Origin of the sequence: Myceligenerans indicum (assembly GCF_016742955.1) — a bacterium.
GTDB classification, from domain to species: Bacteria; Actinomycetota; Actinomycetes; order Actinomycetales; family Cellulomonadaceae; genus Myceligenerans; species Myceligenerans indicum.
Genome location: NZ_JABBYC010000020.1, coordinates 16784 through 33430, shown reverse-complemented (window position 1 = coordinate 33430; position 16647 = coordinate 16784). Strand labels below are relative to the sequence as shown.

The 16647-nt window shown below is 71.3% G+C and carries 16 protein-coding genes; 8 read left to right on the top strand and 8 right to left on the bottom strand.

Annotation, left to right across the window (positions count from 1 at the left end):
* Positions 1 to 142 precede the first annotated feature (142 nt).
* The 3 genes from HGK34_RS12225 to HGK34_RS12215 are packed head-to-tail and all read left to right on the top strand — an operon-like array spanning position 143 to position 3556.
* Positions 143 to 391 carry a helix-turn-helix transcriptional regulator gene (locus tag HGK34_RS12225; RefSeq protein WP_307815928.1) on the top strand — a complete coding sequence of 83 codons (249 nt, stop codon included), beginning with the start codon at positions 143 to 145 and terminating at the stop codon, positions 389 to 391.
* Entirely contained in the window at positions 351 to 1676 is a 1326-nt protein-coding gene (locus HGK34_RS12220) for a type II toxin-antitoxin system HipA family toxin (protein ID WP_244666668.1), read from the top strand. The genes HGK34_RS12225 and HGK34_RS12220 overlap by 41 nt, the downstream gene beginning before the upstream one ends.
* A gap of 35 nt (positions 1677 to 1711) precedes the next feature.
* Positions 1712 to 3556 (top strand): glycoside hydrolase family 15 protein, encoded by a 1845-nt coding sequence (locus tag HGK34_RS12215; RefSeq protein ID WP_201847625.1) that lies wholly within the window; start codon positions 1712 to 1714, stop codon positions 3554 to 3556.
* Here the strand turns inward: HGK34_RS12215 and HGK34_RS12210 are convergent.
* Positions 3544 to 4632 carry a fatty acid desaturase family protein gene (locus HGK34_RS12210; protein ID WP_201847623.1) on the bottom strand — a complete coding sequence of 363 codons (1089 nt, stop codon included), beginning with the start codon at positions 4630 to 4632 and terminating at the stop codon, positions 3544 to 3546. The genes HGK34_RS12215 and HGK34_RS12210 overlap by 13 nt on opposite strands.
* 61 nt (positions 4633 to 4693) lie before the next feature.
* Positions 4694 to 5944 (bottom strand): sensor histidine kinase, encoded by a 1251-nt coding sequence (locus tag HGK34_RS12205; protein ID WP_201847621.1) that lies wholly within the window; start codon positions 5942 to 5944, stop codon positions 4694 to 4696.
* A gap of 149 nt (positions 5945 to 6093) precedes the next feature.
* Here HGK34_RS12205 and HGK34_RS12200 point away from each other — a divergent pair, with 149 nt between their 5' ends.
* Positions 6094 to 6783 carry a response regulator gene (locus HGK34_RS12200; protein ID WP_201847619.1) on the top strand — a complete coding sequence of 230 codons (690 nt, stop codon included), beginning with the start codon at positions 6094 to 6096 and terminating at the stop codon, positions 6781 to 6783.
* Between the two features lie 82 nt (positions 6784 to 6865).
* On the opposite strand, the gene HGK34_RS12195 is transcribed toward HGK34_RS12200, so the two are convergent.
* A complete protein-coding gene (locus HGK34_RS12195; protein ID WP_201847617.1) occupies positions 6866 to 7441 on the bottom strand; it encodes a TetR/AcrR family transcriptional regulator in 576 nt (191 codons plus the stop codon).
* Positions 7442 to 7530: 89 nt separating this feature from the next.
* Between HGK34_RS12195 and HGK34_RS12190 the strand changes: the two genes are divergently transcribed.
* Positions 7531 to 9075 carry an MFS transporter gene (locus tag HGK34_RS12190; RefSeq protein ID WP_201847615.1) on the top strand — a complete coding sequence of 515 codons (1545 nt, stop codon included), beginning with the start codon at positions 7531 to 7533 and terminating at the stop codon, positions 9073 to 9075.
* A 77-nt stretch (positions 9076 to 9152) separates the two neighbouring features.
* On the opposite strand, the gene ppdK is transcribed toward HGK34_RS12190, so the two are convergent.
* Entirely contained in the window at positions 9153 to 11945 is a 2793-nt protein-coding gene (gene ppdK / locus HGK34_RS12185; protein WP_201847613.1) for a pyruvate, phosphate dikinase, read from the bottom strand.
* 301 nt (positions 11946 to 12246) lie between these two features.
* Here ppdK and HGK34_RS12180 point away from each other — a divergent pair, with 301 nt between their 5' ends.
* The 3 genes from HGK34_RS12180 to HGK34_RS12170 all read left to right on the top strand — a co-directional run bounded on the left by HGK34_RS12180 (position 12247) and on the right by HGK34_RS12170 (position 14104).
* Positions 12247 to 12861: a DUF4126 domain-containing protein gene (locus tag HGK34_RS12180; protein ID WP_201847611.1), complete on the top strand. Its 615-nt coding sequence runs from the start codon at positions 12247 to 12249 to the stop codon at positions 12859 to 12861.
* 73 nt (positions 12862 to 12934) lie between these two features.
* Positions 12935 to 13564 carry a 1-acyl-sn-glycerol-3-phosphate acyltransferase gene (locus HGK34_RS12175; RefSeq protein WP_201847608.1) on the top strand — a complete coding sequence of 210 codons (630 nt, stop codon included), beginning with the start codon at positions 12935 to 12937 and terminating at the stop codon, positions 13562 to 13564.
* 57 nt (positions 13565 to 13621) lie between these two features.
* Positions 13622 to 14104, top strand: a complete 483-nt coding sequence (locus HGK34_RS12170; RefSeq protein ID WP_201847606.1) for a GNAT family N-acetyltransferase — start codon at positions 13622 to 13624, stop codon at positions 14102 to 14104.
* Between the two features lie 33 nt (positions 14105 to 14137).
* Here HGK34_RS12170 and HGK34_RS23230 read toward each other — a convergent pair whose 3' ends face one another.
* The 4 genes from HGK34_RS23230 to HGK34_RS23225 all read right to left on the bottom strand — a co-directional run bounded on the left by HGK34_RS23230 (position 14138) and on the right by HGK34_RS23225 (position 16458).
* On the bottom strand, positions 14138 to 14875 hold the full coding sequence (locus tag HGK34_RS23230) for a hypothetical protein (protein ID WP_201847603.1): 738 nt from the start codon (positions 14873 to 14875) through the stop codon (positions 14138 to 14140).
* A 63-nt stretch (positions 14876 to 14938) separates the two neighbouring features.
* Entirely contained in the window at positions 14939 to 15253 is a 315-nt protein-coding gene (locus tag HGK34_RS12160; protein ID WP_201847601.1) for a YkvA family protein, read from the bottom strand.
* Positions 15254 to 15342: 89 nt separating this feature from the next.
* On the bottom strand, positions 15343 to 16023 hold the full coding sequence (locus HGK34_RS12155) for a YdcF family protein (protein ID WP_201847599.1): 681 nt from the start codon (positions 16021 to 16023) through the stop codon (positions 15343 to 15345).
* A 222-nt stretch (positions 16024 to 16245) separates the two neighbouring features.
* Positions 16246 to 16458, bottom strand: a complete 213-nt coding sequence (locus HGK34_RS23225) for a helix-turn-helix domain-containing protein (RefSeq protein WP_201847597.1) — start codon at positions 16456 to 16458, stop codon at positions 16246 to 16248.
* Between the last annotated feature and the right edge of the window lie 189 nt (positions 16459 to 16647).

Genomic DNA, 16647 nt, shown 5'->3' with positions numbered 1-16647 from the left:
ACGGCGCATCGAGGCGCCGCGCCGCAGAGCGGTCAGGTCAGTTCGCCGATGGAGCGGTCATGTCGCCGTGTCAGGATATCGTTACATCGGTCGAACGTCAGGATATCTTTGCATCGGAAGCATGTCGCGGTACCCTGACATTGTGAGTGAGGACGGCAACGCTCTTCTCAATGCCCGATCGCTTCCCCGTCTGGCGCGGTCGGTCAAGAGACTGCGCCTCAACCGAGGTCTCACCCAGGCGGAACTGGCTCGCCGGGCGGGCGTCTCGCGGGTGTGGATCATCAACCTGGAGCGTGGAGAGACCGAGGGCCTCGAAATCGGGCGCCTGATGCGCGTGCTCGACGAACTCGATGCAAACCTCACCATTCACGATCAGCAGGCGGAGACGTGACGTGGCCACCATCAATCATCTCGCAGTGCTCATCGGCGGGCGCCACGTTGCCGACCTGGAACGTACGAGTTCCGGCCTCAGGCTCTCCTACGACCAGTCCGATCACCGTTCACGCACGGCCCCGGTGTCACTTTCCCTTCCGATGGAGGCTCCCGTCCACACGGGCGCCGTCGTCGAGAGGTTCCTCAAGGGCCTGCTACCGGAGAGCGACGGCGCCCTGCGTGCCATCGCCCGCCGCCACCAGATCGACACGACCGACACCCTCGACCTGCTGTCCGCCATCGGGAAGGACTGTGCCGGGGCTATCCAGTTCTGCACTGCCGCCGAACTCGAGGCCACGCTGAACCGCGAGGGTCACCTCGAGGAATGCAGCGTCGGCGACATCGAGATCCGTCTCGACGAGATGGATACCGACGACAACGCTTCCTGGCTCATGCCGGACGAGCACTGGTCACTCGGAGGGACGCAACAGAAGTTCGCGCTGCGACGTCAGGAAGGTCGCTGGTACATCGCGCACGGCTCCGAGGCAACGACACACCTCATCAAGCCCGGGATCCGCAAGATGCGTGCGCAGGCGCTCGACGAGCACGCGACCATGCGGGCGGCCGGTCTGATGGGCCTGGAGGTCGCGCATACGGAGTACACGGAGTTCGAGTCCCAGAACGCGATCGTGATCACCCGCTTCGACCGGGAGTTCACCGACGACGGACGGGTTGTTCGCCTGCACCAGGAGGACCTGTGCCAAGCCCTCGGAAACCCCGAGAAGTACGAGGAGTACGGTGGCCCGTCGGCGGCCGGGATCATCCGATTCCTGCGAGCCGAGGCGGACTCGCCCAAGCAGGCGCGAGCGAACGTGGAACGGTTCGTCGACGGCCTGGTCTTCAACACCGTGGTCGGTGCCCCCGACGCACACGCACGGAACCATGCCGTCATGCTCACCGGCGAGCAGGTCTCCTTCGCGCCCCTCTACGACATGGCGACCGGCTTCGCCTACGCCCCGCCGTCCGACGGCGGACGCGTGTTGTCCATGAGCATCGGCGGAACGTTCGTCCTGGACGAGGTGGACGACGACGCCTGGCGGCGCTTCGCCGGATCAGCGCGCCTGGACGAGGCTCACGTCCTCGACCGGGTCGCCGAGCTGACGGAACGCGCCCCGGATGCATTCGCCGAAGCCTTGTCCGAGGTCGACGACCACGAGGGTCACGCCGGTGCGATGCTGGAGCGGATCCAGGAGGAACTCACCGCTCGCCGCATTGCGAGCGCACCGCAGGGCGCGTCACGCTGATTCCCGTAGGCACGGACCCGGCAGAGAGGACCATGATGAGCCGGCAACCGATCGCGGACTACGCCCTCCTCTCCGACCGGCACTCCGCCGCCCTGGTCGGCCGGGACGGGGCCGTGGACTGGCTCGGCTTTCCGCGCTTCGACAGCCCCTCGGTGTTCGGCCGGCTGCTCGACGCCGACGCGGGCACCTGGACGATCCACCCGACCGACGACGACGCTCGCGCCACCAGGAGCTACGTGCCGGACACCCTGGTCCTGCGGACGATCTTCGCCACCGCGACGGGATCGGTCGAACTGACCGACGCATTGGCCGTCGCCGACCCCCGCAATCCCGACGCGGCGGATCCGGCCCGGCAGGATCCTCATCGTCTCGGAGAACACGCACCGCACACGCTGATCCGCCGGCTCCGCGGCCTCTCCGGCGAGGTCGAGCTGGACGTCGCCGTGCGCCCGCGCCCCGAGTACGGGCTCGTCGTGCCTCTGCTGTCCCACGTCGGCGACGCCGTGCGCGGCGCGGGCGGCGCCAGTCGGCTGCTCCTGTCGTCCACCGTCGACTGGACGCTGGACGACGGCGAGGCGCGGGCGACCGTCCGCGTCGCCGCCGGCCAGGAGCTTGGGTTCGCCCTCCAGCACGCGCGGCTCACCGACCGGCCGCCACGCCCCTGCTCCCCCGACCAGATCGAGGCGTCGCTGCGGTCCACGATCACCGCCTGGCAGGCCTGGTCGGCCGCGCACCAGAACTACGACGGGCCCTGGCGCGACCTCGTGCTGCAGTCCGGCCGGGTGCTGCAAGGGCTGAGCTACCAGCCGACCGGAGCGATCGTCGCCGCGGCCACGACCTCGCTTCCCGAGCAGATCGGCGGCGTTCGCAACTGGGACTACCGCTACGCCTGGGTGCGCGACGCGAGCCTCACCATGGACGCCCTGTGGGTCGCCGCGTGCCCCGACGAGGCGGGCGAGTTCTTCGGGTTCATGGCCGCCGCCGCCGCGCACGGCGCCCGCGGCGCGCTGCAGATCATGTACGGCGTGGGAGGCGAGCACGACCTGACCGAGCGAACCCTCCCCCACCTGTCCGGCTGGCGCGACAGCCGGCCCGTCAGGGTCGGCAACGCGGCATGGACCCAACCGCAGCTCGACGTCTACGGCGAGCTGCTCGGCTCGGCCCACCGGCTGCGCCATCAGCTCGCGAACCCGCCGGAGGCCACCCGGGACTTCCTGATCGGCCTCGCCGACACCGCCGCCGCCGTGTGGCGGCAGCCCGACAACGGCATCTGGGAGATCCGCGGCGAGCCCCGGCAGTTCCTGTACTCCAAGCTGATGTGCTGGGTCGCGCTGGACCGTGCGGCCGCCCTGGCCACCCAGCTGCGGGCCGGCGGGCGTGACGAGCACTGGGCGGCGGTCGCCCGGGAGATCAGGTCAACGATCCTCGACGACGGCTGGAACCCGCAGGTCGGCGCGTTCACCCAGTCGTTCGGCTCGGCCGACCTCGACGCCTCGGCCCTGATGATCCCGATCGTGGGGCTCCTGCCCGGCACCGACCCGCGCGTCCTCTCGACGATCGACGCGATCGCCGACCGGCTCACCGACGACCACGGGCTCGTGTACCGGTACCGCACCTCGACCGACGTCGACGGGCTGCCCGGCGACGAGGGCACCTTCCTCCTGTGCACGTTCTGGCTCGCCCAGGCGCAGGCGCAGGCCGGCCGTGTGGACGACGCCCGTGCCACCTTCGAGCGCGCGACCCGGTACGCGAACGACGTCGGACTGCTCGCCGAGGAGGCCGCAGGCGGCGAGATGCTCGGCAACTTCCCGCAGGCCTTCAGCCACATCGGCCTGATCAACGCCGCCTGGGCCATCCAGCAGGCGTCTCAGCGGTACTGAGCCACGATCGGGCACTCCATCGGGTCGCTGTGCCCGAGCCCCACCCTGTTGAGGTAGCGGATCACGATCCCGTAGGACTCCACCAGCCCGGTCTCCGTGTACGGGATCCCCCGCTCGGCGCAGAACTCCCGCACGATCGGCTGCACGCGCCGCAGGTTGCCCGAGGCCATCCGCGGGAATACGTGGTGCTCCACCTGCAGGTTCAGGCCGCCCATCGCCCAGTCGAGGAACCGGCCGCCGCGGATGTTGCGGGAGGTGAGCACCTGCCGGCGCAGGAAGTCCACCTCGACGTCCTTCGGGATCAGCGCCATGCCCTTGTGGTTGGGCGCGAACGACGCCCCCATGTACACGCCGAACGCCATGAGCTGGACCGCGAGGAACGCCGCGCCGAGCCCCGGCCCGAGCGTCGCGACGACGAGCACCGGGAACCCGATGAGCCGGACCGCGAGCAGCCAGCCCTCCGCGGCACGGTGCTTGATCGCCGGCGTCGTGGCCAGCACCTGGATGGCGGTCGCGTGGAAAACCGGCCCGAACAGCGTGAGCAGGGGGAAGAACAGCCAGCCCTGCCGCCGGGTCACCCAGCCGAGCAGGCCGGTGCGGCCCTCCGCCTCGCCCGGCACGAACACGAGCGCACCGGTGGCGATGTCACCGTCCTTGCCGATCACGTTGGGGTTGGCGTGGTGCTTGTTGTGCTTGCGGGTCCACCACCCGTAGCTGAGCCCGACGACGAGGTTGCCGATGATCCGGGAGTACCACCCGTTGCGGGACCCGCTGGTGAACACCTGCTGGTGGGCGCCGTCGTGCGCGAGGAAGGCACCCTGGGTGAAGACCACGGCGAACCCGACCGCGACCAGCAGCTGCCACCACGTCTGGCCCAGCGTCAGCAGCAGCACGAGGGCGGCGGCGAGCTGGGCCCCCAGCGCCACCGTCCGCCAGACGTACCAGCGGAACCTGCGCTCCATGAGACCCGCGTCGGTGACACGCTTCATGAGATCGAAGTAGTCCTGGGTCTGCGGGTTGCGGGCGGTGCGGGGCCGTGGCTGCCTTGCCGGGCGGACCGGGGCGTCGATCGTCATGGCGTCACGGTAGGAACGAGGTCACCCGGCGCACGTCCCTCCCGGGAGCCAACCTCACCCCCTACGTGAGTAGTGGGTCGGCGTCCTCGACGACGGGGATGACCGCGGTGAGCTCGAACCCGCCGTCCGCCGTCGCGCCGGCCCTGACCGTGCCACGGACGGCGCCGACGCGCTCGCGGATGCCGGCGAGGCCGAGCCGGGCACCGGGTGCGGGCTCGGCGGAACGCTCGGGCGCGGAGTTGATGATGCGAACGGTCAGGTCGTGCCCGTCCTCGGACAACGTGACCGCCACGGACGAGCCCGGGGCGTGCCGCAGGGCGTTGCTCAGGGCCTCCTGGACGACACGGAACGCCGTGAGCCCGACGGCGTCGGGAACCTCGGCGTCGGTGCCCTCATAGGCGATCTCGACCCCTGAGGCGCGGGTGGCCTCGACGAGATCGGCGACGTCGGGCAGCCCCGGCAAGGGGGCGGTGGGTGCCGTGTCGTGGCCGCGCAGGATGCCGAGCAGTCCCCGCATCTCCCCCAGAGCCCTGCGCGAGGAGGCGGCGATCTCCGCGAACTCCTGCTGCACGGCCTCGTCGATGCCGGGCCGGCGGTAGCGGGCCGTGGTGGCCTGGACGGTGATGACGGACATGGAGTGGGCGACGACGTCGTGCAGCTCGCGGGCGATGCGGTTGCGCTCCTCCAGCTCACGGCGTCGGGCGACCTCGGAGGCGCTGAGCCGCTGCGCCGCCTCGGCGCGGTCCGCACTGGCGATCCACAGCCGGACGAGTAGCCCGACCAGCGCGAACGCACCGCTCACCGAGAGCAGCACGACGCCGTTGGCCACCACGACGTCGTCGGCGTGGTGGTCGATGGCGGCGGGCGCCAGCACCGTGAGCAGGGCTCCCGCCGACCAGAGGGACGCGGCCCAGTACCAGGGGTGGCGCAGTGCCAGCACGAACACGGTGAGGCAGTGGGTGAGCAGCACGGTCACCGGCCAGGGCCACGGCCAGCCGGGTGCGGCGCCGGCCGTGATCAGGATCAGCACGAGCGCCCCGGCGACGGAGGCGCTCAGTCCCGCCCACGGCCACCGGACCGCCAGCGCCACGGCGGCACAGTGCAGCAAGGTGCCGACCATCGCCGCCGCGGGGCCGGTGCCGTAGCCGGAGGCGGTGACCGGCCAGCCGACGGCGACGAGCACCACCGTGCCGACCGAGACGACGGTCCACAGCCACACGACGGCGCGCCGCCCGGCCGGGACGGTGGCGGCGTCGGTCCCGGTCAGGGCGCGCATGACTGCGGGGAAGCGGCGTTCACGGGTGCGATCCATCACCGTCAGACTAGGCGCCGGGCGAGGTCCGCCGCGTCACTCGTGGGAGCCAACTGCAGGTCCTTCCCCGTGCCGGGCCGGGAACCGGGCCGGGCACCGGGCCGGGCACGGGCACCGGGCCGGGCGCGTCGCCGGGATAGGTTGAGACCATGGCGCCGCCCCCCGATGACCCCGAGCGGGACATCCGCGTGCTGATCGTCGACGACCAGTCGATGATCCGCGCGGGCTTCGCCGCGCTCCTGGACGCCCACCAGGGCATCACCGTGGCCGGCACCGCGGACGACGGCGCGGGAATCACCGAGGTGGTGCGCCGCACCCGGCCCGACGTCGTGCTGATGGACATCCGCATGCCGCACGTGAACGGCCTGGACGCGACCCGCGCGATCCTCGCGGCGCCCGGGACACCGCCGAAGGTCATCATGCTGACCACGTTCGACGCCGACGACTACGTGTTCGCCGCCCTGCGGGCGGGAGCGAGCGGCTTCCTGCTGAAGGACTCCCCTCCGGAGGAACTGACGCACGCGGTCCGGGTCGTGGCCGGCGGCGAAGCTCTCCTGTCCCCGAAGATCACGCGGGCGCTCATCGCCGACTACGCGGCCCGGCCGGAGGCGGAGGCCCGGCCCGACGCGACACTGTCCGGACTGACCGACCGTGAGCTCGACGTGATGCGTCAGGTCGCGGCGGGGCTGTCCAACGCGGAGATCGCCGACGAACTGGTGCTCGCGGAGCAGACCGTCAAGACTCACGTGTCACGCATCCTGGGCAAGCTCGGGCTGCGTGACCGGACCCAGATGGTCGTGCGGGCCTACGAGTCGGGGCTCGTGCGCGCGGGGCGTTAGGGCACGCACGCACCGGGCGCGTCCGCCGCCCGCATGCTGCGACCGGCAGACGGGGCTGCCGCGCCGGTCCGCGCACCGCCTCTCAGGCGCCGCCCGAGGACCGAGGACCGGACGTCATCGCCAGGAGCCGCTCGCGCAGCGCCTCCAGCTCGTCCGCGGACGGCTCGTCGCCCCAGATGGGCTGGGCACTGGCACCGTCGGCCGCGGCGATCACCAGGGTGCGCAGGCCGTCGGGCAACCCGTCCGCGCGAAGGTCCTCGCGCCACCGCCGCGCGTCCTGCCGGGCGAGCTCGCCCACCGCCTCGACGGTGGACAGGTGCGCGATGAGCGCGAGCTCCTCCCGCGCCGCCGCGGCGTCCTTCGCGGTGTCGATGCTCACGCGGACGTAGGCCCGCAGGAGCCGGCCGGGAGCCTCGTCCCCCTCGTCCACGTCGGCCAGCACCACGCCGCGGAACCGCTCCAGCCGATCGACCACCAGGGCCTGCAGGAGCTCGTCCTTCCCTGCGAAGTGGTACAGCAGGCCGCCCTTGGAAACCCCGGCGCGGCGGGCGACGTCACCGAGCGACCCGGACACGCCGCGCTCCCGCACCACCTGTGCCGCGGCATCCAGCAGCGCGCGACGCGTCGCGTCCCGGTCTCGTCCCGCAGTCCTGCTCACCTGCTGTGCCCCTCCTCGGTCGGCCGCCCTACCCTGCCACAACCTGCTCGTGGTTTTTACTGTACCGTCCAGCCGGTACAGTAAGCGGCATGCCCCAGACCGCTCGCACCGCAGAGATGTCCGCCGGGCGCCGATGGGCGGCCCTCGCCGTCCTCGTCCTCGCGGTCGGCCTCCTCGCCATCGACGCGACCGTGCTGTACCTGGCCGTCCCCTCCCTCACCCGCGATCTCGCACCCACCTCCACGCAGGTGCTCTGGATCGGCGACGTGTACTCGCTCGCCATCGCGGGGCTCCTGATCACCATGGGCACGGTCGCCGACCGGATCGGACGCAAGCGACTCCTGCTGATCGGAGCGTCCGCGTTCGGCGCCGCCTCGGCGCTCGCCGCGCTCGCGCCCAGCGCCGAGGTGCTGATCGCCGCGCGCCTGCTGCTGGGCGTCGCGGGGGCGACGATCATGCCCTCGACCCTGTCGCTGATCCGCACGATCTTCGTCGACGCGCACGAGCGCACACGGGCGATCGCGGTCTGGTCCGCCGCCGCGGGGGCGGGGGCCGCCGTCGGACCGCTCGTGGGCGGCGCGCTGCTGGAACACTTCTGGTGGGGATCGGTCTTCCTCGTCAACGTTCCCGTCGTCGTGGTGCTCGTGGTCGCGGGTCTCGTCCTCCTGCCCGAGTCCCGCGACCCCGCGCCGGGCCGGCTCGACCCGATGTCGGCGGCGCTGTCCTTCGCCACGCTCATGCCGCTGGTCTACGGCATCAAGCACGCCGTCAGCGACGGTTTCGACCCTGTCACCATCGGGGCTCTCGTCGTGGCCGCCGGTTCCGGTGTCACGTTCATCCGCCGCCAGCGACACCTCCGCGACAGATCGCTGGCACCCCTGCTCGACATCGACCTCTTCCGGATTCCCGCGTTCAGCGGGGCCGTGATGGCCAACTTCATCGCGATCTTCGCCCTGACCGGGCTGCTGTTCTTCTTCTCGCAGTACCTCCAGCTCGTGCGCGGGTTCAGCCCGCTCGTGGCGGGGCTGGCGGAGCTGCCCGCGACGGTCGCGTCGATCGTCGTCGTGGTGCTGGTGGGCACCGCCGTCGCACGCCTCGGGCGCGGACGGGCGATCGCCGCCGGGCTGGGTTCGACGGCGATCGGCATGGTCGCGATCGCGGCGGCCGAGGGCAACGACCGGTACGTGTGGCTCGCCCTCGCTCTCGTCCCCGCCGGACTGGGGGTGGGGCTGGCCATGACCCTGACCACGGACGCCGTCGTGTCGTCCGTCCCGCCCGCCCGGTCCGGGGCCGCGTCCGCGATCTCCGAGACCGCCTACGAGCTGGGCGTCGCACTCGGTGTCGCGATCCTCGGTTCGCTCGTGTCGGTGGGCTATCGCGCCCGCCTCACCGTCCCCGAGGACGTACCCGGCGACGTCCGTGCGTACGTGACCGACTCGCTCGCCTCCGCCGTGGTCGCGGCGGGCGACCGGCCCGACGTCGTCGACGCCGCCCGGGAGGCCTTCGTCGGAGCCCTGCAGACCACGTGCCTCGTGGCTGCCGCCCTGACCCTGGCCGCCGCCGTCGTGGCGTGGTGGCTCATCCCGTCGGAGCCCGCCGACCGGCTCGCCGCGCGGTCCGGCGGTCACGCCTGAGCCGCTCCACGCGCCGGAGACACGTCTCCCGCTCGTATCCGGACGACATGGCGGCCCCCTGCCGGGCCGCCATGTCCTCACCGGGTATCGCTGCCCCCGCCGTGCCCGGTCACGGCGGCGCGCCCCGCCTCCAGCCGGGCGATCGGGACCCGGTACGGCGAGCAGGACACGTAGTCCAGGCCGGCCCGGTCGAAGAACCTGACCGACGCCGGGTCGCCCCCGTGCTCCCCGCACACGCCGAGTACCAGTCCAGGACGTGCGGCGCGCCCCTCCGCGACCGCGATCTCGATCAGCCGGCCCACCCCCTCCTCGTCGATCGCCTCGAACGGCGAGACGGTGAAGATGCCCTTGTCCAGGTACGCACCGAAGAACTCGCCCTCGACGTCGTCGCGTGAGAACCCCCAGGTCGTCTGGGTGAGGTCGTTCGTGCCGAACGAGAAGAACTCGGCGGAGCCTGCGATCCGGCCCGCCGTGAGGGCGGCCCGCGGAAGCTCGATCATCGTGCCGATCGCGATGGGCACGTCCACGCCGCTGCCCGCACGGACGTCCGCCAGAACGGCCTCGATCTCCGCCCGCAGCAGCTCCAGCTCCTCGGCGCCGCCGACGAGCGGGACCATGACCTCCGGGCGTGGCGTCCCGCCCGCGCGCTTGTGGGCGACGGCCGCCTCGGCGATCGCCCGCACCTGCATGCCGACCAGCCCCGGCACCACCAGGCCGAGACGGACACCGCGCAGCCCCAGCATCGGGTTCCGCTCGTGCTGCTTGCGCACCGCCTGCAGCAGACGTTCGTCGTCCTCGTCGGGCTCACCACGCTCGCGGGCGACCGCGACCTTGACGGCGAGCTCGGTCAGATCCGGCAGGAACTCGTGCAGGGGCGGGTCGATCAGCCGGATGGTCACCGGAAGATCGTTCATCGCCTCGAAGATCCCGGCGAAGTCGTCCCGCTGGAGCGGGAGCAGCGCGTCCAGCGCCTTGTCCTGCTGCTCCCCCGTCTCCGCGAGGATGAGGTCCTCCACGTAGTGGCGGCGTTCGCCCAGGAACATGTGCTCCGTACGGCACAGCCCGATGCCTCGCGCTCCCAGCCGGCGGGCCCGCTCGGCGTCCTGGGGCGTGTCCGCGTTGGCGTGGACGCCCAGACGCGCGACCGAGTCGGCGTGCCGCATCAGACGCCGGACCGCGTGCACGACGGCGGCCGCGCCGTCGGCTCCGGCGGCGTCCTGACGCGCGGTGTCCGGCCGCGCGGTGTCCGGCCGGCCCCCGCTCTGGAGATCGCGCATGACGGGCGACGGCACGACGGCGATCTCGCCCCGGTACACCGCGCCCGTCGTGCCGTCGACCGAGATCACGTCGCCTTCGCGCACCTCGGCGCCGTGAACCGTGAACCGGCGGCGTCCGGTGTCGATCTCCAGGGCGTCGGCACCGACCACGCAGGTCTTGCCCATCCCGCGGGCGACCACCGCGGCGTGGGACGTCTTGCCGCCGCGGCTGGTGAGGATGCCCTCCGCGACGAGCATGCCCGGGAGATCGTCAGGGTTGGTCTCCTGCCGCACCAGGATCACCCGTTCGCCCCGGTCCCGGCGGGCCACGGCCTCGGCGGAGTCGAACACGGCGGCCCCGACCGCCGCTCCGGGCGAGGCCGGCACGCCGTGTGCGAGCGGTGCGGTCCCGGAGCTCTTGTCGAACTGCGGGAACATCAGGTGGGCGAGCTGGGCTCCGGTCACGCGGCGCAGTGCCTCGTCCAGGTCGATGACACCGTCGTCGACGAGCTGGACGGCCATCTGGAAGGCTGCCGCCGCGGTGCGCTTGCCGACCCGGGTCTGGAGCATCCACAGCTTGCCGCGCTCGATCGTGAACTCGATGTCGCACAGGTCCTTGTAGTGCTCCTCGAGCAGCGCCATGATCCGCAGCAGCTCGTCGTAGGACCGCTTGTCGATGTGCTCCAGCTCCTGGAGCGCGACCGTGTTCCGGATACCTGCCACGACGTCCTCGCCCTGGGCGTCGGTCAGGTAGTCGCCGTACACGCCCGGCCGGCCGGTGGCCGGGTCGCGGGTGAACGCCACGCCCGTGCCCGAGTTCGGGCCGAGGTTGCCGTAGACCATCGCCATGACGTTCACCGCGGTGCCGAGGTCGTGGGGGATGCGTTCCTGGCGCCGGTACGCCCGGGCGCGCTCGGTGTTCCACGACTCGAAGACGGCACGGATCGCCATGTCGAGCTGTTCGCGCGGGTCCTGCGGGAAGTCACGTCCGGTTCGGTCGCGGACGACCGCCTTGTGCTCGGCGACCAGGTCCCGCAGGTCCGAGACCCCGAGGCCGAGATCGCTGGTCACACCCCGGTCACGCTTCATCCGTTCCAGCGCGTCGTCGAACAGCCTGCCGTCGATACCGAGGACGGTCTTGCCGAACATCTGGATCAGCCGGCGGTACGAGTCCCAGGCGAACCGCTCGTCGCCGGACTCGGCGGCGAGCCCCGCGACCGAGCCGTCGTGCAGTCCGATGTCCAGGACGGTGTCCATCATGCCCGGCATCGAGTACATCGCACCGGAACGGACGGACACCAGCAATGGGTCCTCCTGCGCTCCGAGCTGCTTGCCGCGCTCGGCCTCCAGCCGGGCGAGATGCCGGTCCACCTCCTGCGCCAGCCCTTCCGGCTCACGCCCTTCGGCGAGGTAGTACCGGCAGGCCTCGGTGGAGATCGTGAACCCCGGGGGCACCGGCAGACCCAGGTTGGTCATCTCCGCCAGGTTGGCGCCCTTGCCGCCCAGGAGCCGCTTCTGCTCCTTGCTCCCCTCGGCGAACTCGTGGACGAACTGACGGGCGGGATCGGGCGTACGGTCGGGTGTGCCGTGGGAACCGCGGGCCGGGTTGGACATGGGACCTCCTCGTCGGGATCTCCTCGACCTCATCACCGCGGCTCGCCCCGCCGACAGGGCCGACCGGCCACGGCGGGCGTGACGTTGGTCCCTTCCGCCCGTGCCGGCGGAGCGGATCGCCTCCAGGTGGTCCGGTGCCCCCCACACCGTCCGCGGCCCGGCCCCGACGCCTCGCGGCGCCGAGCTCCCGAGAAGGTGCCGTCAGGCACCAGGGTGTCCGCATCGCCCCACTTCAGATTACAGATCGGACAAGAGCGGCATTTCGTGGTGGAGTGTCGGTGTCCCGTGGAACACTCGTCGCATGCTCGAACTCGCCACCGGTAGTGGCCTGGCCATGGCGGCCGGGGTCAACGCCTGGATCCCGCTGCTCCTGCTCGGACTGCTGTCCCGCTTCAGCGACCTGCTCACGCTGCCGCAGGGCTGGATGTGGCTGGAGAACCCGTGGGTCATGGCGATCCTGGCGGTGCTGCTGGTCCTGGAGATGACGGCCGACAAGATCCCGGCGCTCGACTCCGTCAACGACGTCATCCAGACCGTCGTCCGGCCGACCGCGGGCGGCATCGCGTTCGGGGCGGGCTCGGCATCCGAGACGGTCACCGTGCAGGACCCGCAGGCGTTCGTGTCCGGTGGCGAGTGGGTCACCGTGGTGATCGGGATCGTGCTGGCCCTCGTGGTGCACGCGGCCAAGGCCGGCGGGCGGGTCATCAGCAACACGGTGAGCGGCGGGACCGCCGCCCCGGTGATGAGCACGGTCGAGGACGTCGCCGCCGTCGGCATCTCGTTCCTCGGCATCACCCTGCCCATCCTGATGATCCCGGTGCTGATCCTGTTCGCGGTCGGGCTGTGGATGATCGTGCGCGGCGTGCGCAAGCACCGCCGTCTGAAGCGGATCGACGAGGCGTACGGCACGGCGTAGCGCACCACGCGGTCCGGCGACCAGCCAGGTCTGCGAGACTGGGGGCCTCACCTCCCGGAGATCAAGGACCCCCATGCCTCGTACCCGCCCGTCCGCTGCCACGCGTGCCATCCGGCGCGCGGGAGCCCGGCTGATCTGGTTCTTCACCGGGTATCGCCTCGCGCCCAGCACCCCTCCGGGCGAACCCACCGTGTTCGTCGGAGCGCCGCACACGTCCAACACGGACTTCTTCCTCATGCTCGCGATCGCCTGGGAGCTGGACCTGCACGTCAAGTTCCTCATCAAGGACTCGTGGCTGCGCGGCCCCTTCGGCGGGCTGATCCGAGCCCTGGGCGGAGTGGCGGTGGACCGGGCCGATCCTTCAGGACTGGTCGACCAGTTGCTGCAGGGCGTGCGGACCGGCGCGGTGTCGCACCTGGTCGTCACCCCTGAGGGAACGCGGGGCACGGGCACGGGCTACTGGAAGTCAGGTTTCTACCGGATCGCGCAGGCGGCCGGCATGCCCGTGACGCTCGGCTATGTCGACGGCGACCGGCACCTCGTGGGGCTCGGCCCGTCCCTGCGGCTGACGGGCGACGTCCGGACGGACATGGATCGCATCCGAGCGTTCTACGCGGACAAGTCGGGTGTCCGCCCGGGGAATCGCGTCGAGCCTCGCCTCCGCACGGAAGACGATCCCGGCAGCGGCCGGGCCGCGGCCTGAGCAGACGCCCTGCCGGCCGCCCGGAAGGTCCGTCGCCGCCGTCAGTAGGATCCGGGCATGAGACTGCGCACCGCGAGACTCGCCGACGCCGCTGCCGGCGCCCGGGTGCACCACACCACGTGGGTCACCGCCTACGGCGACCTGCTCCCCGCCGAGTTCTGGCGGACCCACACCCTCGCCGACCGGACCAAGGGCTGGCAGCGATCACTGCTGGGGGGTTTCGCGCCCATGCTGGCCGAGGTGGACGGCGAGGTGGTCGGGCTCGCCCATGCGTCGCGGGCGCGGGAGCAGCACGGTGTGCGCCCGGTGCGGGACACGCAGCTCTGGATGCTCTACGTCCTGGACGATCACCACGGGACAGGCGTGGGGCAGGCGCTGCTCGACGCCGTCGTCCCGCCAGACATGCCCTGCCAGCTCTGGGTCGCCGAGGACAACCCGCGGGCGAGGCGCTTCTACGAGCGCAACGGCTTCTCCGTGGAGGGTGCGCGCATCACCGACGAGAACTTCGCGGACATCACCGAGCTGCGCATGGTCCGCTGACCCGGCCCTCGTCCGGCAGCCGGGTTCCCGCTCCTACTTCTCGAGCCTGCTCGCCTCTTCCTCCGTCTGCGCGGCGCCTTCCTCGTCGCCCTTGTTGCGCAGCATCCCGGCGAGGGATCGCAGCGACACGGCATCGTCCGAGGCGGCCAGGCCCGAGGAGGCGCCACGAGCTCCACGCCACAGGCCCATGGCCTGCTGGGCGACGTCGAGCACCTTGCCGCGTTCGGCGTCGCCGACGAAGTTCGAGGTGAGGTCGCTGAGCGCGCGCTCCATCGCCTCGCGCTGCCGGGCCGGGTCGTCGTCGAGACTCTTGAAGAGCTGGACCGCGTCCGAGACGAGCGCGGACGTCCCCTTCTCCTCCTTGTCCCGCCCCCGTTCCGTCATCGCGCTGCCGAACGAGAGGAGCGCCACGGCGAAGCGGGAAACCATGCTGCCCTGGTCACCCGGGATCTTCTCGGCGCCGCGTTCGACGAGCGCGTGCAGCCGCTCGGCAGCCTTCTCCTCCAGGCCGCCCCCGGTCCGGCCGGAGCTGCCGGACCCGTCGCGGGTGGCGCCGGAGTCGGGGTCGACGGTGCCGGAACCTGCGGCTCCGTCGTCGGCGCCGGTGTCACCGGAGCCTGCCGGCCCGTCGCCGGACGCCTCCTGTGCCGCGACGTCCGTGACCGGCACCGCCGTCGGGCCGTCGTGGTCCGCCGTCGGGCCGTCCTGGTCCGCCGTCACGCCGTCCTGCTCCGCACCCGACTCGCGCACCGTCCTGCTCCCGTCACTCATGATGGAAGCGAAAATACCAGAACCGGGCAAACGACCGGCAAGATGACATGTCCCTGAAGCCGGCTACTTCCGACGCCTGCCGGGCAGGTCACCCGGATTCGCGATGATCTTCGTCCCGGCACCCGTGGGTGACGTCCTCGCCGTTCCCGCGGCGCCCTTCGCCGCGTCCGCCGCCCCCTTCGCGGCACTGCCGGCCGCCTTCGCGAGCCGGGCGGCCCGGAATGCCTTGATCGCCTTGTAGAGCGTGTACCCGGCCACGACGACGGCAACGGCGTCGTCCGACAGGCCGAGGATCGGGATGGCGTCAGGGATCAGATCGATCGGGCTCGCGATGGTCCCGATCGACGCCGCGAGCGCGATGATCTGCTTCCAGTTCATGCGTTCGAACGTAACGGAATTCTTTGCGACTCGCCAGGCTTGCCGCCGAAGACCGTTATGCCGGGCGCGCCGCCCGCCCGCCGGGTGCGTCAGACGCGGACCGGCTCCTCGGGGACCAGGCGGCTGGTGTACCCCGCGGCGACAAGGCGGTCGAACGCCCCCTGCACGTCCCCGGGAACCTCCTGGTCCGCGGCGATGAATCCCCTCTCGGCGTACACGGTCAGGCGCTGGGTGTCACCGACCAGCATGTCGATCACCCGGTCGACGTCCCCGATGCTCGAGACGTACTCGTCGAGAGGCAGTGGCGGGGAGACGCAGTACGCCGTGACCTCGGGCCACACGACCTGGCATGTCGCGAAGACCCGCCGCTGGTGGTAGGGCTTGGTGACGAACATGACCGAGCCGGCGTCGATCTGGTGGTCACTGAGCACCTTGCGGCTGTACTCGACGTTCTCGGCCGTGTTCCGGGCGAGCGGCTCGATCAGGACGGCTCCCTCCGGAACCCCCTGGGCGACGGCGCGCTCCCGGTACCCCACCGCCTCGCCCTGCGGGAAGGCCTCAAGGGTGGTGGTCGCGTTCGCCCCCGTGAAGACGATCCGGGGAAAGTAGCCCTGGTGGTAGAGATCGGCCGTGTAGTCGGCGACTCCGGTGTCGTGTCCGCCCAGGCCGATGCACACATCCACCTCACGAGGATCCTGCTGCAGGTCATGGAACGCCCACAGCGTCTCGACGTCCTCCCGCACCCCCGCAGGGATTCTGACGTTCGGCATAACTGGACCATACGACTCAGAGCGTCGTACGGCACGGGCGGGAGTCGCGCCCCCTCCCGGCTTCCGTCGGTGACGGACCTTCTCATTCATTGCGCCACGCGCTTCCGGTCGATTCCCAGCGACATGCGGAGACAACGTAGCGGAAGATTCACCCATTTCACGACCCCCGGCCGGTGATCCCGTCGCGTCGGCGTCACTGGGACCATGCTGCGGAGACCGCACCTACCCGCGCGCCCCGTCGTCCTCGGGTTCGGCGTCGATGTCGAAGCCGCCCGCCTCCACGACCCGGCGCAGGAGCGCGAAGGTGGGCTCGAACTTGCCGGACTCGATCCGGCTGACCGTGGATCGCGAGACCCCGGCCATCTCGGCCAACAGGCTCATGCTCAGGCCGCGCTCCCTACGGACTCGGGCCACGATCTCGGCTGCAGTGCTCACGGTTCCTCCGCGCTGTGGTGCCTGGCTGGACGCACGACAAGGTCTGCCGATCGGCATGTCACCGGCAGACCTTGTCGCACCTCGAGACTATTCATCTAGTTTTCCACTGTCACGCCGGACGGACCGGAGATCGCCGACAAGTTGCACGCCGTATCACTGTCCGGTAATGGCTCGTCATATATCGGTCAG